At 36.5% G+C, this 21,068-nt stretch carries 22 protein-coding genes and 1 tRNA gene; 9 read left to right on the top strand and 14 right to left on the bottom strand.

Annotation, left to right across the window (positions count from 1 at the left end):
* Positions 1-3: 3 nt before the first annotated feature.
* The 5 genes from C511_RS0114100 to galE all read left to right on the top strand — a co-directional run bounded on the left by C511_RS0114100 (position 4) and on the right by galE (position 4,037).
* Positions 4-999 (top strand): RnfABCDGE type electron transport complex subunit D, encoded by a 996-nt coding sequence (locus tag C511_RS0114100; RefSeq protein WP_024995646.1) that lies wholly within the window; start codon positions 4-6, stop codon positions 997-999.
* The gene (locus tag C511_RS0114095) at positions 996-1,655 is read left to right on the top strand and encodes an RnfABCDGE type electron transport complex subunit G (RefSeq protein WP_024995645.1); all 660 of its coding nucleotides are present in this window, start codon (positions 996-998) and stop codon (positions 1,653-1,655) included. Before C511_RS0114100 ends, C511_RS0114095 begins: the two co-directional genes overlap by 4 nt.
* A gap of 15 nt (positions 1,656-1,670) precedes the next feature.
* A complete protein-coding gene (rsxE, locus tag C511_RS0114090) occupies positions 1,671-2,255 on the top strand; it encodes an electron transport complex subunit RsxE (protein ID WP_024995644.1) in 585 nt (194 codons plus the stop codon).
* 18 nt (positions 2,256-2,273) lie between these two features.
* Positions 2,274-2,846 carry an electron transport complex subunit RsxA gene (gene rsxA, locus C511_RS0114085; RefSeq protein WP_024995643.1) on the top strand — a complete coding sequence of 191 codons (573 nt, stop codon included), beginning with the start codon at positions 2,274-2,276 and terminating at the stop codon, positions 2,844-2,846.
* A 156-nt stretch (positions 2,847-3,002) separates the two neighbouring features.
* Complete coding sequence (galE, locus tag C511_RS0114080; protein ID WP_024995642.1) at positions 3,003-4,037, top strand: UDP-glucose 4-epimerase GalE; 1,035 nt, start codon at positions 3,003-3,005, stop codon at positions 4,035-4,037.
* Between the two features lie 254 nt (positions 4,038-4,291).
* Here the strand turns inward: galE and C511_RS0114075 are convergent, their stop codons facing one another.
* The 3 genes from C511_RS0114075 to C511_RS0114065 all read right to left on the bottom strand — a co-directional run bounded on the left by C511_RS0114075 (position 4,292) and on the right by C511_RS0114065 (position 6,917).
* Complete coding sequence (locus C511_RS0114075) at positions 4,292-5,662, bottom strand: ATP-binding protein (protein ID WP_027318308.1); 1,371 nt, start codon at positions 5,660-5,662, stop codon at positions 4,292-4,294.
* Positions 5,646-6,332 (bottom strand): response regulator transcription factor, encoded by a 687-nt coding sequence (locus C511_RS0114070; protein ID WP_024995639.1) that lies wholly within the window; start codon positions 6,330-6,332, stop codon positions 5,646-5,648. The genes C511_RS0114075 and C511_RS0114070 overlap by 17 nt, the downstream gene beginning before the upstream one ends.
* 108 nt (positions 6,333-6,440) lie before the next feature.
* Positions 6,441-6,917, bottom strand: coding sequence for a Dps family protein (locus tag C511_RS0114065; protein ID WP_024995638.1), 477 nt, complete (start codon positions 6,915-6,917; stop codon positions 6,441-6,443).
* A 130-nt stretch (positions 6,918-7,047) separates the two neighbouring features.
* Here C511_RS0114065 and C511_RS0114060 point away from each other — a divergent pair, with 130 nt between their 5' ends.
* Positions 7,048-7,974: a hydrogen peroxide-inducible genes activator gene (locus tag C511_RS0114060; protein ID WP_024995637.1), complete on the top strand. Its 927-nt coding sequence runs from the start codon at positions 7,048-7,050 to the stop codon at positions 7,972-7,974.
* A gap of 80 nt (positions 7,975-8,054) precedes the next feature.
* Here C511_RS0114060 and C511_RS16955 read toward each other — a convergent pair whose 3' ends face one another.
* Complete coding sequence (locus tag C511_RS16955; protein WP_024995636.1) at positions 8,055-8,798, bottom strand: NigD1/NigD2 family lipoprotein; 744 nt, start codon at positions 8,796-8,798, stop codon at positions 8,055-8,057.
* Between the two features lie 174 nt (positions 8,799-8,972).
* On the opposite strand from C511_RS16955, the gene C511_RS0114050 reads away from it, so the two are divergent.
* Entirely contained in the window at positions 8,973-9,530 is a 558-nt protein-coding gene (locus C511_RS0114050) for an RNA polymerase sigma factor (protein ID WP_024995635.1), read from the top strand.
* A gap of 8 nt (positions 9,531-9,538) precedes the next feature.
* On the top strand, positions 9,539-10,759 hold the full coding sequence (locus C511_RS0114045; RefSeq protein ID WP_024995634.1) for an outer membrane beta-barrel protein: 1,221 nt from the start codon (positions 9,539-9,541) through the stop codon (positions 10,757-10,759).
* A gap of 3 nt (positions 10,760-10,762) precedes the next feature.
* Here C511_RS0114045 and pflA read toward each other — a convergent pair whose 3' ends face one another.
* Positions 10,763-11,488 carry a pyruvate formate-lyase-activating protein gene (pflA, locus tag C511_RS0114040; RefSeq protein WP_024995633.1) on the bottom strand — a complete coding sequence of 242 codons (726 nt, stop codon included), beginning with the start codon at positions 11,486-11,488 and terminating at the stop codon, positions 10,763-10,765.
* Position 11,489: 1 nt separating this feature from the next.
* Complete coding sequence (gene pflB / locus C511_RS0114035; RefSeq protein WP_024995632.1) at positions 11,490-13,718, bottom strand: formate C-acetyltransferase; 2,229 nt, start codon at positions 13,716-13,718, stop codon at positions 11,490-11,492.
* Between the two features lie 249 nt (positions 13,719-13,967).
* On the opposite strand from pflB, the gene C511_RS0114030 reads away from it, so the two are divergent.
* Positions 13,968-14,052: transfer RNA gene (locus C511_RS0114030), tRNA-Ser, on the top strand.
* Between the two features lie 54 nt (positions 14,053-14,106).
* Here the strand turns inward: C511_RS0114030 and gpmA are convergent.
* The 8 genes from gpmA to C511_RS0113990 all read right to left on the bottom strand — a co-directional run bounded on the left by gpmA (position 14,107) and on the right by C511_RS0113990 (position 21,067).
* A complete protein-coding gene (gene gpmA, locus C511_RS0114025) occupies positions 14,107-14,796 on the bottom strand; it encodes a 2,3-diphosphoglycerate-dependent phosphoglycerate mutase (RefSeq protein ID WP_024995631.1) in 690 nt (229 codons plus the stop codon).
* A gap of 414 nt (positions 14,797-15,210) precedes the next feature.
* Positions 15,211-15,837 carry an acyltransferase gene (locus C511_RS0114020; RefSeq protein WP_024995630.1) on the bottom strand — a complete coding sequence of 209 codons (627 nt, stop codon included), beginning with the start codon at positions 15,835-15,837 and terminating at the stop codon, positions 15,211-15,213.
* Positions 15,838-15,839: 2 nt separating this feature from the next.
* The gene (locus C511_RS0114015) at positions 15,840-16,748 is read right to left on the bottom strand and encodes a glycosyltransferase family 2 protein (RefSeq protein WP_024995629.1); all 909 of its coding nucleotides are present in this window, start codon (positions 16,746-16,748) and stop codon (positions 15,840-15,842) included.
* Entirely contained in the window at positions 16,741-17,889 is a 1,149-nt protein-coding gene (locus C511_RS0114010) for a sugar transferase (protein ID WP_024995628.1), read from the bottom strand. Before C511_RS0114010 ends, C511_RS0114015 begins: the two co-directional genes overlap by 8 nt.
* A 4-nt stretch (positions 17,890-17,893) precedes the next feature.
* Positions 17,894-18,256, bottom strand: coding sequence for a response regulator (locus C511_RS0114005; RefSeq protein WP_024995627.1), 363 nt, complete (start codon positions 18,254-18,256; stop codon positions 17,894-17,896).
* Between the two features lie 156 nt (positions 18,257-18,412).
* The gene (locus C511_RS0114000; protein WP_024995626.1) at positions 18,413-19,459 is read right to left on the bottom strand and encodes an asparaginase; all 1,047 of its coding nucleotides are present in this window, start codon (positions 19,457-19,459) and stop codon (positions 18,413-18,415) included.
* Between the two features lie 177 nt (positions 19,460-19,636).
* Complete coding sequence (gene trpA, locus C511_RS0113995; RefSeq protein ID WP_024995625.1) at positions 19,637-20,410, bottom strand: tryptophan synthase subunit alpha; 774 nt, start codon at positions 20,408-20,410, stop codon at positions 19,637-19,639.
* A gap of 30 nt (positions 20,411-20,440) precedes the next feature.
* A complete protein-coding gene (locus C511_RS0113990) occupies positions 20,441-21,067 on the bottom strand; it encodes a phosphoribosylanthranilate isomerase (RefSeq protein ID WP_024995624.1) in 627 nt (208 codons plus the stop codon).
* Position 21,068: the final 1 nt, after the last annotated feature.

Below are 21,068 nucleotides of genomic sequence, written 5' to 3'. Positions count from 1 at the left end.
TTTATGGATAATAAATTATTAGTATCTCTTTCTCCGCATGTACATAGTGGTGACAGTGTTGAGAAAAATATGTATGGTGTGCTGATTGCTTTGCTACCTGCATTTGTCGTATCGCTAATCTATTTTGGTTTAGGAGCGTTAATTGTAACGCTGACCTCAGTTGCAGCTTGTTTGTTTTTTGAATGGGCCATAGCTCGTTTTATAATGAAACGTTCAGGTAATTCCATCCTTGATGGTTCTGCTGCAATAACAGGTGTTTTATTGGCATTTAATTTGCCTTCAAATTTACCGGTATGGATTATCGTCATTGGTGCTCTTTTTGCAATTGGAGTTGGAAAAATGTCTTTTGGTGGTTTAGGAAATAATCCGTTTAATCCGGCTTTGGCAGGACGCGTATTCTTATTACTCTCATTTCCTGTGCAAATGACTAGCTGGCCTAAAGTTGGTCAACTCTCTTCTTACATCGATGCAGAAACTGCCGCAACTCCGTTATCTATTATGAAAGGTGTAATCAAAGGAGCTCCCGGCTATTCTCTTGATCAACTACCCGATTCCTTTAATTTATTCATTGGTAATAATGGAGGTTGTATAGGAGAAGTAAGTGCAGCAGCCTTATTAATAGGGCTAGTTTATATGTTGATGAAGAAGATCATAACTTGGCACGTGCCGATATCGATTTTGGTAACTGTATTTGTTTTCTCAGGAGTAATGTATCTTGTTAATCCGCAAATATATGTATCACCGGTAATTCAACTAATATCGGGTGGTTTGTTACTAGGAGCTATTTTTATGGCGACAGACTACGTTACATCACCGATGAGTCACAAAGGAATGTTGATTTACGGTGTTTGTATTGGATTACTCACTGTTATTATCCGCTTGTTTGGTGCATACCCCGAAGGTATGTCTTTTGCAATTCTTATTATGAATGCATTTACACCACTAATTAATACGTATTGTAAACCAAAACGCTTCGGGGAGGTAGCTAAGAAAAAATGAAGAAGTTAGAATCATCATTAAAAAATATGTTGCTGGTGCTAACAGCTGTAACAGGAGTTTCTGTTGCTCTTTTGGCGTACGTGAATGAACTGACCAAAGAACCTATTGCTCAAGCAAATGCAAAGACTCTGAATGAAGCTTTAAAAAGTGTGGTGCCCGCGTTTACAAATAATCCTGTAGCCGAATGTGATACCATATTCAGTGAAAAGGATGGGAAAAAGATCGTTGATTTTATTATTTATCCGGCAAAGAATGGCGAAAAAACAGTAGGCACTGCTGTGGAAGCTAAATCAATGGGATTTGGTGGCGAACTGAAAATTTTGGTAGGATTTGATGCTGACGGCAAAATCTATAATTACTCATTGTTAGCACATGCTGAAACGCCGGGATTAGGCTCAAAGGCTGCTGATTGGTTCAAAGAAGGGAATAAAGGAAGTATTAAAGGGCTTAACCCGGGCGAAAAACAGTTAGCAGTAAGCAAAGACGGTGGACAAGTTGATGCTATCACGGCTTCTACTATTACATCTCGTGCCTTCTTAAATGCGGTAAATGCTGCTTATTCTGCCTACAAAGGTAATACTAAAAATGGTGATACAAATGCCACTACGGGAGCGACACAACATGTTGAATATACTGATTCTGTCAGTGCTAATTAATAAGGGGGAGATTATATGAATAACTTTAAAGTTTTAATGAATGGTATCGTAAAAGAGAACCCAACATTTGTACTCTTACTCGGTATGTGTCCTACATTAGGTACGACTTCTTCTGCAATTAATGGTATGGGAATGGGATTGGCAACAGCATTTGTTCTTATCTGCTCAAATGTCGTTATTTCAAGTATCAAGAATCTCATCCCGGACATGGTTCGTATTCCTGCTTTTGTGGTTGTGATTGCTTCTTTTGTTACGTTATTGCAAATGGTTATGCAAGCTTTTGTTCCGGCTTTATATGCCACTTTAGGTCTGTTTATCCCATTGATTGTTGTGAATTGTATATTGCTTGGCCGTGCTGAAGCTTTTGCAGCAAAAAATGATCCGTTAGCCTCTTTATTTGATGGTTTGGGTATGGGCTTAGGATTTACTATTGCGTTAACTCTTTTGGGAGCTGTTAGGGAGTTTTTAGGAACGGGTAAGATCTTTAATTTAAGTATTCTTCCAGAAGAATATGGCATGTTGGTCTTTGTATTGGCACCTGGAGCTTTTATTGCCTTAGGGTATTTAATTGCTTTGATTAATAGTTTTAAAAAAGCATAACATAAAAGGGAACGAATTATGGAATATATATTAATATTTATCTCTGCGGTATTCGTTAACAATATCGTATTGTCACAGTTCTTAGGCATTTGTCCGTTCTTAGGTGTCTCTAAAAAAGTAGAAACAGCCTTGGGTATGTCGGCAGCTGTAGCTTTTGTGCTAACAATTGCCACAATTGTTACCTTCTTGATTCAAAAATACGTGTTAGATGCATTTGGACTAGGTTATTTGCAGACAATTACTTTTATATTAGTCATTGCTGCTTTAGTTCAAATGGTTGAAATCATTTTAAAGAAAGTGTCTCCTGCCTTGTATCAGGCTTTGGGAGTTTTCTTACCCTTGATTACTACCAACTGTTGTATCTTGGGAGTTGCCATTTTGGTAATACAAAAAGATTTCAATCTTCTGACAGGAGTAGTTTATGCATTCTCAACTGCCTTAGGATTCGGTCTTGCATTAGTTTTGTTTGCTGGCTTAAGAGAGCAAATGAGTTTAATTCGTATTCCTAAAGGTATGGAAGGTACTCCGATTGCTTTGATAACTGCAGGTCTATTGGCTATGGCATTTATGGGATTCTCGGGTGTAGTATAACACATTTGTCTTTATATCATAAATAAAAAAACGCTTGGGCCTTATCTCAAGCGTTTTTTTATTTATAGAATTATTTATATGTAATAATAACACGGTTTTGAATTATTTCTCTACTTTTGTGAACGAAATCTTATTATGAATTAATTACTCAACAAAATGAAACAGAAAATATTGGTTACAGGTGGTACTGGATATATTGGTTCGCACACAGTAGTAGAATTGCAAAACAGTGGTTATGAAGTTGTTATAATTGATAACCTATCAAATTCCAGTGCCGATGTTGTTGATAATATAGAAAAAGTATCAGGAGTAAGACCTTTTTTTGAAGAACTTGATTGCTTAGATTATGAAGGTTTGAATACTGTTTTTGCCAAACACAAGGGGATTAAGGCAATTATTCATTTCGCTGCAAGTAAGGCAGTTGGTGAGTCAGTTCAAAAGCCATTATTATACTACCGCAATAATTTACTCTCTTTGATTAATATTTTGGAGTTGATGCCCCAACATGGTGTGGAAGGCATTGTTTTTTCATCTTCATGTACCGTTTATGGGCAACCGGATGAACTTCCCGTAACCGAGAAAGCTCCTATTAAAAAGGCTGAGTCACCTTACGGTAATACCAAACAAGTTAATGAAGAAATTATTTGTGACACAATAAAATCGGGTAGTCCTATTAGTGCTATTCTATTGCGTTATTTTAATCCGATAGGAGCACATCCAACTGCATTATTGGGTGAACTGCCCAATGGCGTACCTCAAAACTTGATACCTTTTCTTACTCAAACAGCCATTGGAATACGTGAGAAACTAAGTGTATTTGGAAACGATTACAATACGCCTGACGGCTCATGCATCAGAGACTTTATCAATGTAGTTGATTTAGCTAAAGCACATGTTACTGCTATTGAACGCATTCTTGATAAGAAGCAAAAACAAGCAGTTGAAACTTTCAATATAGGCACTGGAAGAGGATTATCTGTGCTTGAACTAATCAACCTATTTGAGAAATCTACGGGAGTTAAATTGAATTATGAGATTGTAGGAAGACGCGCCGGAGATATTGAAAAGGTATGGGCAAATCCTGATTATGCAAATAATGAATTGGGATGGAAAGCTGAGATATCTATTGAAGAGACTTTAAAGTCTGCATGGGCGTGGCAATTGAAACTAAGAGAAAGAGGTATTCAATAATATCAATACTAATAAAAGTTAAATGATCGTTTTCTTTCATTTTAACTCATTATATTCGAACAAATGTGAAGGTTAAGTGTTTTATAATTGCAAGTCAACCTGAACTAATTATTTGTATGTGAATATTTATGATGGTTACTTATGCCTCCCCGGCATAAACAGGTAAGATTGCATAGTAGTTTTGTCGTGTTTTATTTTGTGTTTGTGTTGTGGCGGTACAGCGATGAGAATCGAGGTGCCGTCTTTTTTTATACCTAGCCTTCAAACATTGGAAGTTTTGTTTTAAAGGAAGTTATTTGATTTAATGATGTTAGTTCTATATGCCCATGATGTAGAGCGATTATTTTTTGTGTGAGATATAAACCGATCCCGTTACCTTCTACTGATTGTTTGTTACTTCCTCGGTAAAAAGGAAAAAACACCGCGTCCTGTTCTTGTTGGGGAATTTCTAATCCTTTATTATTAATTGTAACTATACAGTATAACTCATCATAATCGAAATGGATATTACATGTTTGATCAAACGAGTATTTGCATGCGTTATCCATTAAATTAGTAAATGCCACTTCTAATAAATAGTTGTTTCCAAATGTACTTATATATTTTTCAGACTGTGGTTCATTATCAAACAATAAATGTATACTAACTCCGGGAGAGGCTTTTTGTACTTTTGTGCAGACTTCAAGCATTAGCTCGTCAAGTCTGATTTTTTGCATACTAATGGCTGATACATCATAACTAGCTCTTGCTAAATCTAGAAGACTATTAGATAATTTTGTGACCCGATGAGCATCTTTAAGTGTTTTACTTATGACTTTCTGATAATCTTGTGTACTACATTCTTTTTGCTGACACAATTCAAGTTCAGTTATAATAGCAGCCAAAGGGGTTCTTAATTCGTGCGACAAATTAAATACTAAACGTTTCTGCTCAGTAAATGCATCTTCTATCTGGTCAAGCATTCTGTTAAATGTGATAGCGAGCATAGCCAACTCATCTTTTTGATTTCCCTCATCCAGTCTGAGGCCTAAATCAGCTGGCTTACTCGATTTTACTTTATGAATCATTTTTGCAATGGGCAAAAAAGCTTGGCGGGCAAATAATTTCACTGTTATGATGATAAATATCATTGTAATTAAATAGGCTGTGAGTAATATTAACCTTAAATTAGCTAATCTGGAAAATCCATGCGTATCACAACCTGTAGCAAAGACAATATATTCTCCCTTCAGCCCTTCAATCTTAAAGCCATAGGTTTGTCGCCCTTTCTCGTCAAATAATTTAGAGAAACCGTTTTTTTTGACCTGATTTAGCTGTAAGAAGTGCTTGTTTTGCTCTAGTGCATCTTGTTTATCTTGATATATTAATTTGCCTGATTTATCATATATAGTGACTAATGGTTCATATTCACCGGGAGTGTTTTGATACAAAAGATGTAGTATATCAGGGGAAATAGCCTCGCCGTCAATCAAATCAACCTTGATTGCAGCTCTGATATGCAATCTTTCAAAATAATCATCTTTGCTTTTTTGGCTATAGTAATGGTAGACTACTAATATAAATAGGAGTAGTATTGCTCCAAAAATAATTGAAAATATGAATGATAATTTAGTCTGGATTTTCATGGCTAATTAATATATATCCCATTCCATTTTTTGTTTGAATCAATTTCTTGCTGTAATCCTTATCAATTTTACGTCGTAAATAGCTAATGTATACATCAATAAAATTAGTTCCAGTATCAAATTTGGTATCCCACACTTTCTCTGCAATCTCACTCTTTGATAACACTCTACCTTTATTGTTGAGCATATAGGTAAGCAAGTTAAATTCTTTTGGAGTCAAATCAATTGTATTACCTGCTCGCATTACTTGTTTGGTTTTAAGATTAACCTCTAAATCTTCTACTTTTAAAATATTCTCGTGAGGTGCATATTGGCTTCTTTTGTGAAGTGCTTTTATACGAGCTAACAATTCTTTCATTTCAAAGGGCTTTACCATATAATCATCGGCTCCGGCATCAAATCCTTCAACTTTTTCATTGGTAGTTCCCAATGCGGTTAACATTATTATGGGAATAAAATAATCCTGTTCTTTGATTTTCTTGCATAAATCAATTCCATTGGTTCCAGGCAACATGATATCTGTTATGATCATGTCAGGATGTATTGCTATATATTGCATATATCCGTCAATTCCATCTGTGGCCAGTCTCACACTGTGTCCGTTATCACGTAAACCGATACTGATTAGTTCAGCCATACGTAAGTCATCTTCAATAAGCAGAATATCCATTTTAAAATCTATTATATAGCCGTACAAAAGTATATATATAAAAAGAAATCACGCAAAAATTACTAAGAACTTTTGCGTGAAGGTAAACTCATTAAGGGTCTATTAAGTTTATTTATAGGTATATGCAGTTAGCATCCATACCATTTTTTCTTGTTCTTTTAAATAATCACTCATTAGGGCTACAGTAACTTCATCTTTTACATTGGATGCTAGCGATAAAATCTTTCTTTCTTCCGAAATCAAATGGCTTAATGTTTCTAAAACAACATGTAAAGATGCGTCAGCAGTATATACTCCATCTACTTCTTTCACTTTTGCAATCTTCAGGTAATCACTAAATTTATTGTAGGGCGTACCACCCAACATTAATATTCGCTCAGCTATCTCATCTATTTTTTCGGCTGCATCATTATAAATTTCTTCGAATTTAGAGTGTAGAATAAAAAATGCATGTCCTTTGATATTCCAATGAAACCCTCTTAAATTTGTGTAATAAACCTGAAAATCGGCTAATAACTGCTGCAAGGAAGCAATAACATTGTTCACTTCTTTTTCATTTAATTTGGTATAACTTAAGGTCTTCATAATAAATAATTTTATAAATTACACTTCTTTCTGTTGAATTGAAAACAAAGTTACTCCATTATATGTTTCTTGAAAATTCTATTTTTCTATCTTTGCATAGAATTTATCTATAGATTAAATCTAAATAAGCATGACGATTCAACAACTTGAATACATTTTAGCAGTGGATCAATTTCGCCACTTTGCTAAGGCTGCAGAGTATTGCAATGTAACTCAGCCTACACTCAGTGCGATGATACAAAAGCTAGAGGAAGAGCTTGGCGTTAAGCTCTTTGACAGAACTACTCAGCCAGTTTGCCCTACTGCAATAGGGATAAAGGTACTAGAGCAGGCCAGAATGATTTTAGCACAGACTACTCATGTAAAAGAAATAATCAACGAAGAACAGCATTCTTTATCGGGTACTTTTCATTTAGGCGTATTACCAACTATTGCTCCTTATTTATTGCCTCGTTTTTTCCCTCAATTAATGGAAAAATATCCCGAAATGGATATCCGCGTTACGGAAATGAAAACAACGGATATTCGAAGGTCTTTATTAAATGAAGAGCTTGATGCTGCTATTATTGCAAATCACCCTGAAGATGCTCTTTTGGTTAGTGAGACTTTATTTTATGAACAATTCTTTGCTTACGTATCTCGTAAAGAAACATTGTTTAAGCACAATTTGATTAAAACATCTGATATAACAGGAGAGAGGCTCTGGCTTCTTGATGAGGGACATTGTTTTAGAGATCAACTTATTCGTTTTTGCCAGATGGAGTCTGTAAAGTTAAACCAAATGGCATACAAACTTGGTAGTTTGGAAACTTTTATGCGAATGGTTGAAAGCGGCAAAGGAATTACTTTCATTCCGGAATTGGCAATGTTGCAGTTGGGTGAAAAGCAAAAGGAGCTTGTTCGTTCATTTGCAGTACCTCGTCCAACTCGTCAAATTGTTGTAGTGACTAAAAAAGGCTTTATCAGAAATAGTATACTCGATGTTCTTAGAAAAGAAATACTTGCAGCAGTGCCTAAAGAAATGCTAAATCTTCAAGCGTTGCAATATATTGTATAATTAGTAAGAAAGGAGGATGATTGCTTCGTAGCGTACATCCTCCTTGAATTAAGATCTAAGAAAATTATTGAGATTGTATCTTATTTTATAGGAATAGTTTGTTCTGTATATGCTTTTAATGAAGCATTTAATGCTGCTGTGCTAGTATCCATATTTATTTTATATTGCTTTATGCCATTGTATAAAGTATTAACCCGAATATTAAATCCTTTTTTGGTGGTATCAATGTTGTCAAGTTTGAAACATACAAATCCATTTCCTAAATATGCCGGAGTATCATCGTATGCATTGTGCCTAAACTCCAGATTAATATAATCGGCATCTTCTTGAGGGGCATCTTGCCTTTCATTCCTAACTAAGTTAAGCATGTGTTTCTTTTGAATGTTTTGAGTACCAAACAATTGAAACTCAATATTAAGATAGCCACCGCCTAACCACATATCAACAATATTAATCCGATCATCACCAATGCTATCGGTGGTTTGTTCATCCATTGGTATTACACTCTTAGTTAAGATGTTTTCTATATATTGAACCTTCGCATTATAATCATAGCCTTCTTTTTTTTCTTCAAGAAGATTGAAATAAACAAAAGCTCTTTGTCCATCTTTTACGAGGTAATTATTAATGGAAGTAGTATCTCCTGGTAACATCTTTTTTCCATCATCCAAAGCAAAATAATAATCTTGCCCGGCCTTCACTTTTATTGTTGTTATTGCCAGAGAATTATAATCATTATTATCATCATCGTCCAAGCACGATTGCAATAATAATGAACCACCAATCAATAGAAAACTAAATAATATCCATTTTACCTTTTTCATAACTTCTATCAATCTAATTAATACATTATTTTTTTCTTTTGTTTGTAAAATGCTCTATCTTCGGTGTTATTGCATCTGAAAATATTAAATATTGTAAAAAAGAAGAAGATATTCTATTCGCATGCAGTATTTTTAGTGAGTTGGCATTTATTTGATAAACACGTGTTTCAAGGAATGGAAGAATATGAGCTGGTAGAAAAGTGCAGGCAAGGTAATAACTTGGCTCGCAAGGAACTGTATGAGCGTTATGGAGGCAGGTTATTTGCAATCTGTTTGCGTTACGTGAATGACAGAGAAACGGCTCAGGATGTTTTGCATGACGGGTTTATTAAAATATATGGTTCATTTGATAAATTTACTTGGAGGGGAGAGGGTTCTTTAAGAGCTTGGATTGAAAGAATAATGGTTAATACCGCCCTGCAACATTTACGCAAAAATGATGTAATGAGTTTAGCAGTTAATATTGATGATGTAAATGAATCATTTGACGCAGAAGAACCAGATGTTGAAGATGTAGAGCGAATACCTAATACTGTTTTGATGAGATTCATTTCTGAATTACCTGAAGGGTATAGAACAGTATTTAATCTGTATACTTTCGAAGAAAAATCACATAAGGAAATTGCTCAGCTTTTAAGTATCAATGAGAAATCATCAGCTTCTCAATTATTTAGGGCTAAACAATCATTAGCAAAGAAAATTAAATTGTATTTAGAAAACAACGCCGAATAAATTTTGATATGGTAAAAGAAGATAAAGAGTTGTGGATGAAGAAAATGAGAGAATCTTTAAAAGATTACTCCGAACCGTTGCCTCAAGATGGTTGGCAAAGGCTCGAAAATACATTGCCCTCCTCCAAAACTGCGCCAAAAATATCGATATATGGTTGGATGAGCGTTGCAGCAGTGATAGCCCTATTTATTACTGCTGTCACGTTTCTATTTATAACTAATGATCTGGACGAGAAGGTTATGCAGCTACCAGCCCCTATTGCAAGAATTGAAAATGAAGACGATAAGACAGAGAGTGAAAGTTTGGCAAATACATCCAGCCAAGTTATAAAAAAACAGAATATAGAAGCTTTTATACGGGCAAATATTGATTCGGACCCGAAGACTTTTCAGCCCGAAGAAGAAGTGACTGAATTTAAAAATAAAAACGAAGTAGCTGCTGATACTAAAGAAGAAAGAATAAATGAAACTGAGGTAGAAGCATCTGCCAGCACTTCTGTAGAAACAAAAAAAGTGGAACGCAAGCCCTCAACGAGGGACAAACTACACATACCTTCTGCCGAAAATAAAAAGCATAAGAAATGGGGAATGGGAGTACACATTGGTAATGCCGCTGGAGCATCAGGAAATACGGAGGATGCCTTTATGTATTCTAGTTACGATAGACTTAGTTTATCGGATGTAGCCAATAGTTTTATAACTATACCATCTAATCAAAGTATCTCCTTTAAGGAAGGAGTACCTTATTTAGTAAGCGAAATTAGTGACGTGAATCATCATCAACCTATTTCGTTTGGACTTTCGCTACGTAAAGAACTTACTTCGAACCTATCTTTAGAAACTGGGTTAACCTACACATTGTTATCATCTGATATTAAATTTGTAGGGGGAAGTCAAGAATTAGAGCAGAAAATTCATTATCTGGGCATTCCCCTGAAACTAAACTGGAATTTTGCAAATAGTAAACGCTTCACATTTTATGTTACAGGAGGTGGAATGATTGAGAAAGCTGTATATGGAAAGTTGGGCGATGAGGATATAACAGTTAAGCCACTTCAATTATCTATATCGAGTGCATTGGGAGGACAATTAAATATAAATAAAAATATAGGGTTATACCTTGAACCGGGTGTAGCTTACTTCTTTGACGACGGTTCTGAAATTGAAACCATACGAAAAGAGACTCCCTTTAACTTCAATCTGCAAGCGGGAGTCCGCTTTACATATTAATGATTAGTTGATATAAACACAATTAAAAAAGCGTTTAAACAGCCCGGCAGCCTTCTCAATCTGTTCGGGCGTATTTTCTTTTATATTCTTGAGTTGATACTCTTGACCCATGATTTCGTATTTATGAACACCAAGCGTATGGTAAGGCAGAATCTCAATACGTTGAATCATCTTATAGTTGGTTAATTGCTCACCCAACATCATTATATCTTCTTCGAAGTCACTGTATCCCGGAACCAATACATATCTTAGCCAGAATGGTTTGTTGTGCTCTTCAAGCCATGCTGCGGTCTTTATTGTTTGCGAATTACTGTGCTTTGTTAGCTCTTGGTGGCGTTGACTGTTAAACTGTTTTATATCCAGCAATACAAGATCCGTTAGTTGCAACAGCTCTTCAACATCCTGATTCCATACGCTTCCGTTACTGTCTAAACAAATATGTATGCCTTCAGCTTTCAAGCGTTTGAATAGCGGAATTAATTCTTTGGCTTGTAAAGTAGGCTCTCCTCCCGAGAATGTGATACCTCCTTTTTTCCCGAAGAATGCTTTTTGGCTAAGTGCCATTCGTACAATCTCTTCAGCGTCAGTAACTGTTCCACCTTGCAAGGCTATTGTGTCTGGATTGGCACAATATAAACAACGGAAATTACATCCTTGAAGGAAAACGACGAGCCGTAAGCCCGGCCCGTCGTATGTTCCCATTGATTCATATGAATGAACTTTGATCATATTACATTCTATTGTGAAAACTGCGAGAAATAACCTCTAGCTGATGTTCACGGCTTAAGCTTACAAAATGTACAGCATATCCGGATACACGAATCGTTAATTGAGGATATTTTTCAGGATGCTCCATTGCATCTTCAAGCATTTCTCTGTTAAGTACATTCACGTTAAGGTGATGTGCTCCTTTACTGAAATATCCATCCATCATATCTACTAAGTTATCAACGCGGTCTTCTTCTGTTACTCCTAATGATTTAGGCACAATGGAGAAAGTATTACTTACCCCGTCTTGTGCATCTTCATAACTAATTTTAGCAACTGAAGTAAGTGAAGCAATAGCACCCTTGGCATCGCGTCCGTGCATGGGATTAGCACCCGGGGCAAAGGCAACACCTTTTTTACGACCATCTGGAGTAGCGCCTGTTTTTGTTCCGTACATTACGTTAGAAGTAATGGTCAGAATGGACAGGGTAGGGCGTGCATTCTTGTATATTGGAAGTTTGCTTAATTCTTCGCTAAAGTGATGAGTTAGTTCAACTGCCAAGCTATCAACTCGATCGTCATCGTTGCCATAACAAGGAAAATCGCCATCAATATCGAATGCTGTTGTTAATCCGATGTCATTTCTTTGTGCTTTTACTTTGGCAAACTTAATGGCAGAAAGTGAATCGGCTGCAATTGACAACCCGGCAGCACCATATGCCAAGTTAATTCTTGGGTTGGTATCAACAAACGCCATTTGAGCCTTTTCGTAATAGTATTTATCATGCATATAATGAATGATATTCATTGCATCATTATAAACACGAGCGATTTCTTTCAATACCTTTTTGTAATTGGCCATTACCTCGTCAAAGTTTAAAACATCACCTGTCAGTACAGGAATATCTTTAACCATTAACGTGCCGGTATTTTCGCAACGTCCTCCATTTATGGCCAATAAGAGAGCTTTTGCAAGATTAGCTCTTGCGCCGAAGAACTGAATTTGACGGCCTATATCCTGGAATGATACGCAACATGCAATTCCGTAGTCATCAGAATGGCGTACACTACGCATCAAATCATCGTTCTCATATTGAATAGAAGAAGTATCAATAGAAACTTTGGCGCAGAAACTTTTGAATCCTTCAGGAAGTTCGGGTGACCAAAGAACTGTCATGTTTGGTTCGGGTGACGGTCCTAAGTTGTACAATGTTTGAAGGAAGCGGAATGATGTCTTCGTAACTTTATGACGACCATCGTTTAAACGTCCTCCAATTGCTTCAGTTACCCATGTGGGGTCACCAGCAAATATATCATTATATGATTGCATGCGTAAGTGACGAACCATACGCAGTTTGATTACAAACTGGTCAATTAGCTCCTGAGCAAAAGTTTCATCAATTGTTCCATTGCTTAATTCATAATCAATATAGATATCTAAGAATGAAGAAACGTTTCCGAGTGACATGGCTGCACCGTCTTGCTCTTTTACCGCAGCTAAATAAGCCATATACACCCATTGAACTGCTTCTTGAGCTGTGTGAGCCGGACGGGAAAGATCTAATCCGTAGTATTCGCCCATCACTTTTATATCCTTCAATGCTTTTATCTGATCAGCAACTTCTTCACGTAAACGGATACGTGCTTCGGTCATTGGCCCCGTCAGAGTCTGCAAATCTTGTAATTTAGCTTCAATTAGTCTGTCAATACCATAAAGAGCCAGTCTGCGATAATCTCCAATAACACGACCGCGTGCATAATTATCAGGCAATCCGGTCAAGAAGCCCAATGATCTGAATGAGCGGATTTCATCAGTATACACATCAAATACTCCGTCATTATGAGTCTTTCTGTAATGAGTAAAAATGTCTTTTACTTTTTCATCAACTTCCAGACCGTTCTCCTTACATGCTCTTGCAACCACATTAATACCGCCAAAGGGTTTAATGGCACGTTTCAATAATTCATCAGTTTGTAAGCCTACGATCAGTTCGTTCTCTTTATCAATATATCCGGCTTTATGAGAAGTAATTGTTGATACTGTTTTGTTATCTAGTGAGCGAAGTCCGTTATTAGCTCTTTCCTCTTCAATTGCCTGAAGGCAAATATCCCAAATTTGTTTAGTTCTTTCTGTTGGTCCTTGTAAGAAGGAAGCATCCCCGTCATACGGTTTGATGTTATTGCTAACAAAATCCTTCACATTGATTTCTTTGCTCCAAAGACCATCTTTGAATTTCTTAACTGATTCCATAATGTTATTAGTTACTGGTTAGTTATCCTTTAGAGCGTGCAAATTTACTATCTTTTTGTGAAATACAGCTATAATAAAGGCTGTTTTTATGTTGTTCAGCATAAAAATACTAATATATAGTTATTCTACGGGTCGTGGAATGCCCGACAGCTAAAAAAAATAATTTGTTTTTAGTATATTGCTTGGAAGTTTTAAAATAGTATGTATCTTTGCACCGCTTTAAACGAAAAGCGTTATAAACTAGTATTGGGAGAGGTGGCAGAGTGGTCGATTGCGGCGGTCTTGAAAACCGTTGAACTGCGAGGTTCCCGGGGTTCGAATCCCTGTCTCTCCGCTTTATAATAGAAATTCCTTCTTTGAGAAATCGAAGAAGGAATTTTTTATGTTATTACTTTAAATAGTAATGATTAACGGGTTTCAAATCATCATTTAGTTCATATACCTGCGGTATCCCTGTTGGTATCTCCAAGCTCACAATGTTTTCATCACTAATATGCTCCAGATATTTAATTAAAGCACGCAAACTATTACCATGCGCAACAATTAGCACTGTTTTGTCATCCAAAAGCGCAGGCGCTATGGCATCGTGCCAAAAAGGAAGCACTCTATCTATTGTTAGTTTAAGAGACTCACTTAGCGGAAGTAAACTTTGATCCAATTTAGCATATTTACTTTCATGATTAGCGCAACGTTCGTCATCAGGAGAGAGTAGAGGAGGGGTTATATCAAAACTTCGTCTCCAGATATGCACCTGTTCGTCTCCGTACTTTGCAGCTGTTTCTGCCTTGTTCAGACCTTGCAAAGCTCCGTAATGCCGCTCGTTTAAACGCCAGTGATGAACTTCAGGAATCCACATCTGGTCGGCTTCTTCTTGTAACAGGTGTTGCGTTTTGATGGCTCGTTTCAACACAGAAGAAAAGGCCAAATCAATCTTAATTCCCGCATTCTTAATTAATCGGCCGGCTTCACGAGCTTCATTTTCTCCTTTTTCACTTAAAGGCACATCTGCCCATCCTGTAAACCGATTCTCTTTGTTCCATTGGCTTTCGCCATGCCTTACTAATATAAGTTTTTTCATTGTTCTACTACTTTATATTTTTGATTATATAATAACGTATCACTTTACGATAATGTTTGCTGACTCATTTCTCAATTAAGCAGCTATTATTAAATTTTAAGATGTCATTTATGTAGCTATTTGAAGGCTCATTATCTTTAATAAAAAACCTCTTTATGTTTTCAAAAAACGCCTTTATGTTTTTAAAAAAGATAAAGAGGTTTTTTATTAAGTCTAAAAGAGATTAAAAACAAAATCCCGACGAATCACTTCGGCAGGACCTGTTAATTTTACTCAAATGTGGCTACGTAATAAAATTATGACTAATTAATTAAATTCTGATACTGCAAAGATAATGGGAATCGGGTGGCTGCGCAATCACCTTTATGTGGTATATTCTTTATGAGAAGTAATTATTAATAGTGAGATAAGAAGCTATAAGCTCACTTTTTCCCATGATTGCGAAGAGAAATTATATTTTTTGATGACGCGTGCCGGAATGCCGGCACATACACAGTACGAAGGAATTGAGTGAGATACCACACTGCCAGCTGCAACAACGCTATGTTTGCCAATTACTACGCCCGGTAATACGATGCTGTTAGCTCCTATCCATACATCATCTTCTATGATGATTGGATTGGTTGATACTCCTTGTTTATCAATACATACGGTAACATCCTGATAATTATGATTCAAACCGCTAACGGTAACATTTTGTGCAGTATGCACATCGTTTCCTATTGTTACCGGACCAATAATGGTGTTTCTAAGCCCAATTCTTGAATAATCACCAATAATTAAATCGCCCACAGCATTATTTATGCATGAAAAATCTTCTATAACCGAGTATTTACCCAAATAGAATTTATTGAAAGGAGGGAGGTCTTTGCGAACACTACTATATATAACAGACCCTTTTCCTCTTTTTAAGTATAAGAAATACACGGCACGCACCCACCATCTGGGGCGAGTTTTAATAGGGTGCATAATTAAGTTATGCAGTTTTGTCTTTAGCCGAGGATGCTCGGCAATACGTTTTTTTAAGGTGCTCAGATTCATGTTTAACTCAATTTATGAGGTAATTTAATAAAGTCAACAATACCTTCCCAAGTAGCCTTTATAAGGTGATACTTTCTGGATAATAGAAATTTTAATGAATCCCTCAATGACACTACTGTGATTAGGTATAACAAAGAAACCCACTTCAATAAACCTTCTTTGTGCCGCCACGCATATAACAAGCGATTTCTTGTCATATAATAGGTTTTTAGTGGACTTGCTTCACCTGTACTCTGACTTTCCTTATGATAGATCGTGGCTGAACCGCTATACCATATTTCATAATTATTTTCCAGAGCCTTTGTGCACCAATCAAGTTCTTCATAGTACAAGAAGAAAATTTCCGGCATCAAACCAATCTTCTCAATAACCGTTTTTTTTATGAGAAGTGCGGCACCATGAGCATACCCCGTTTGATACGTTGAATCAAATTGTCCATTGTCAACTTCAGCATATCCAATGGCTTTATTTCTTAATGTGATATGACTTAATGAGGTAAACCCTGCATATTGAATGAGCTGAGGTTGAGCTGCAAAACGTATCTTAGGCGAAACAATGCCTATTCGATCATTTTCTTTTAATAGCTTAATAAGTACATCGAAGTGGTCGTCACACACATAAGTGTCATTATTCAACAGAAAGATATATTCACCATTAGCTTGTTTTATACCGAGATTATTCCCTCCTGAAAAGCCTAGGTTAACCGTGCTACAGATTACGCTTACCCAAGGATAATTTGATTTTATGAGTTCGCCTTCTTGTTGCCTCGAGGCATTATCAACTACAATAATTTCATAGCTAACAGAGTGAATATGGTGTTTTATTGAATCAATCAGTTCACAAGTATCTTTGTAGCCATTAAAGTTGATGGTTACAATGGATAAAAGCGGAGGATCAATAACGCTACACATCTTCCTTCTGAATAAATGCAGTAAATGTTTTTAGAATGATTTTCACATCCAGCCAAAAAGAAAAGTTTTTTGCATATATAATATCCAGCTGCTTTCTTTCTTCAGCAGACAATTTACCTGATTCGCCTCGTTTTTCAACTTGCCACAGTCCTGTTAGCCCGGACGGTGCCATAAAACGGTCTATGTATTCATCGCTAGTTAGAAGTTCGGCTTCATATAGAGGCAAAGGTCTGTTGCCTACAATTGACATATCTCCTTTCAATATATTAATCAATTGAGGAAGTTCATCAATGCTATATTTTCGAATAAACCGTCCCACTTTTGTGATACGCGGGTCATGCTCCAACTTTACAAAATTATTCTTTTTCTCAATGGTTTTCTGCGCCAAATAGTCTTGTTCTGATATTACAAAATCATCTGAAACTAAAATGATCTCTTCTACAGTATCTTCTTGAGCTTGATCGGGTAGTAATTCAATGGTATCTTGCTCCAATTGATATTGATTTAATTCATTAAGTTCTTTGAGTTTCTTATCGGCATCAGAATACATGGATCTGAATTTTAGGAAATCAAAAACTTGATAATTACTACCTACTCTTTTGGATTTATAGATAATCTTACCTTTGCTTTCAACGGCAATAGCACATGCAGTAACCAATAGTAGGGGAGAGAGAAACATCAGAGCAACTAATGAAAATATAATATCAAAGACTCTCTTCCACAAAGGTAATCGGAAGCTATTTACAATTTGTTTTTTTTCTTTCTTATATCGACCTTTGCTTTCACTACGAAGCAGAATATATTTATATAAATCCGTTATTGACTCCTTTTGAGCTTGTGGTATGATGGTATTGTTTATGCCAGCTTTCAAATATTTCAAGCTTTCTTCTTTAGTGAGCTCACTAGTAACTAATACCATGTAAACAGACGGATATTTTTTTCTCAGATATGCAATATCTAACAAGTCCTTTTGAATGTTTTGCCTTTCAAAAAGTACTGCAATATCATCTTTGCTTTTAATGCTATCAATTAGATTGGATGCCTTTGCCGAATTAGGCGTAGCGCAAAACACACCATCAGACAACTTTGAGAAATGATTGATAGTTTCATTGCTTACACCGACATATACCAAATATTGCATCTGCCTAAATTATTTTCTTGATACGTACTTTCAACTCCATCGGGTTAAATGGTTTGAGGATATAATCAACCGCGCCTTCTTCAAGAAGCCTAATCCTTTCTGTTGTACTTTCCTCACTAGAAAGCATAATAATGGGTATGGATTTAAAAAGTTCGTTTTTTTTCATGTAACTCAAAAACTCGTCACCTCTCATCTCTGGCATGCGAATATCTGAAATGATTAAATCGGGCATATCACCCTTTTGCAACCATTCAATAGCTTTTATAGGATTTTCAAAATATATCAGTTCGTATTCCGAACTAAGATAAATGGATACCACTTTGGCTATTGAAATCTTGTCGTCAATAAGCACTATTTTTTTCTTCATAAATAAGGAGATTTATGTTTTATGATTAACTTGCATTAATTATTTAGCAAAGATATAGTTTTTTTTATTTTATTAAAACAAAAAACATATTATTGAATATTATAATCATAAATCTATTCAACTACTCCATCACACACAACTTATTATGCAATGAATTTAGTGTTTGCTTTTGCTTATTTCACCCGCAATAGATGTTTTCATTTTATTTCTTATTTCTTTGTTGCTAAGATCATGTCCCAACAAGAACATTAGTTTGGTAACCGCCGATTCGGGTGTACTGTCATGTCCGCTAATTACTCCGGCCTCCAATAAATGAATACCCGTTTCGTAACGTTCCATTTCAACTGCACCGGAAGTACACTGAGTAATGTTGACAATGATAATGCCTCTTTCAGTAGCCTCCTTTAGTTCACGTATAAACCATTCTTTTTGAGGAGCATTGCCTGAACCAAATGTTTTTAAAACTACAGCCTTTAAGCCAGGTACATGAAGCACGGCTGAAACAATGCTTTGTTGTATACCCGGAAACAGAGTCAGAATAACCACATTGGCATCAAACAGATAATGTGGCTTTAAGGGTAGGGCCGCATCTCTCTTTAGGATGAGCGAAGGTTCATACTTAATGTGAATACCCACTCTGGCTAGTGCCGGATAATTAAATGAACGAAAAGCATTGAAGTTCTCGGCATTAATCTTGGTGGTGCGATTACCTCTCATTAAATGATTTTCAAAGAAAATGCAAACCTCAGGAACGATAGGCATTCCGTCACTGTTTTTGGCAGCAGCAATCTCTATGGCAGTAATCAGATTTTCTTTTCCGTCGGTACGCAACGTTCCAATAGGTAGCTGTGAACCGGTGAGTATAACCGGTTTATTCAAATTCTCGAGCATAAAGCTTAAGGCGGAAGCTGTATAAGCCATGGTATCGGTTCCGTGAAGAATCACAAACCCGTCGAAATAATCATAGTTATAATTGATGATCTTCACTAACTTGGCCCAATAGGAAGGTTCCATGTCAGAAGAATCGATAGGAGGATCAAACTGATAAGATGATATGCGATAGTTGAATCGTTTCAGTTCGGGAACATGTTTCATTAGATGATCGAAGTTGAAGTTCTCGAGTGCACCGGTCTCCGGGTTTTCAATCATTCCTATTGTACCGCCTGTATATATGAGCAAAACGGATGGATATTCAGTAGTGATATACATAGTTGCTGATATTTATTTTTGCAAAGATACAGCTTTAGAACAAATAAACATGAATTATAGTGTTCTAACCGAACAGTATATCGTATTTAGATATGACTTATTATGTATCTGCATATATTTCTGACAATTTGCCATAATATATGCAGATTTTAATTCAAAAATAAGTTCGTTTTATTCCTTTAAGCCGTTCAACAGACTAGTTATTGCTTGCTGTGGGTCTTTTTCTTCTTCCAGCAGTGTAACGAAACGACTTCCTATAATAGCACCCGAAGCGTGTTCGCATGCAGCTTTAAAGGTTGCTTTATTGCTAATGCCAAATCCAACCATCCTGGGGTTGCGAAGTTTCATTTCTTCAATTCTCTTAAAGTAATTACGCTTCTGAACATCAAAGTCTTGTTGTGCTCCGGTAGTGGAAGCAGATGAAACCATGTAAATAAAGCCATCGGTATGCTCATCAATTTCCCGCACTCTCTCTTCGCTTGTTTCGGGGGTAATAAGCATAATGATGCGCAGATTGTACCGTTCCGCAATAATACGGTAATGTTCTTGGTAATCTTTAAAAGGAAGATCGGGTATAATCATACCATCCACCTCACACTCTGTGCACTGTTTGCAAAAGTGCTCAAAACCAAATTGCATGATGGGATTCAAATACCCCATCAAAACAAGTGGAATAGTTACCGTTTTGCGAATGTCTTTTAGCTGTTCAAAAAGAACTTTCAAGGACATGCCGTTTCTTAAGGCCTGTGTTGCAGCATTTTGTATCACAACACCGTCGGCCATAGGATCGCTGAACGGTATACCTATTTCTACCATCTTCACACCATTGTCCTGCAAGGTTTTAATAACCTCAGCGGTACCTTCCAAGGTAGGGTGACCTGCACAAAAGTAAATAGATAACAGGTCTTTCTCTTTGCTACTGAATAAATGATTGATTCTATTCATTGTTTTTTATTTTATGACTGAAAAACGAGTTCAGTCTTGTTGCTGTAATTCTTTTAAGAAAAGTTGTATTCGCCCGATATCTTTCATTCCGGGTGCTGTTTCAAACCTACTGTTTAAATCGTAGCCTGCCAGTTGAGGATGATGGAATTCTTTTAATGCCTTTGCGCTATACAAATTAATGCCACCGCTCAACAGAAAAGGAGTGTTTCCTTTATATTCGTCGAGCAAGCTCCAGTCGAACTGATTGCCCGAGCCTCCGTATTGCTCACACTTGGTGTCAAACACAAAGTAGTCACACAATCCGTGATACTCTTCCACGCCATTCAAATCCTTGAGCTTGTCGACCGAAAAAGCTTTAAAAACCTTCATGCCGCATTGCTGCAATGACTTACAGTAAGCAGGAGATTCATTGCCGTGTAGCTGAATATAATCCAGTGCGTAGCGATCGGCAATAGTGCGTACCATTTCTTTTGTTTCGTTCACAAAAACACCAACTCTTTTGGCCTTAGTAGGTAGATAAGCCGGCATGTCAAACACGTAGCGTGGAGACTTATGATAGAAAATAAACCCCATCAAGTCAACTCCCAAAGATTCAACCTCAGCAATGTTATCGGCTACGCGCATGCCGCATACTTTAATCAGTTTACCGTTTATCATG

This window comes from Bacteroides graminisolvens DSM 19988 = JCM 15093 (genome assembly GCF_000428125.1).
Classification (GTDB): Bacteria; Bacteroidota; Bacteroidia; order Bacteroidales; family Bacteroidaceae; genus Bacteroides; species Bacteroides graminisolvens.
The sequence above is the reverse complement of the archived record's forward strand: the minus strand, read 5'-3'. Positions and strand labels throughout refer to the sequence as shown.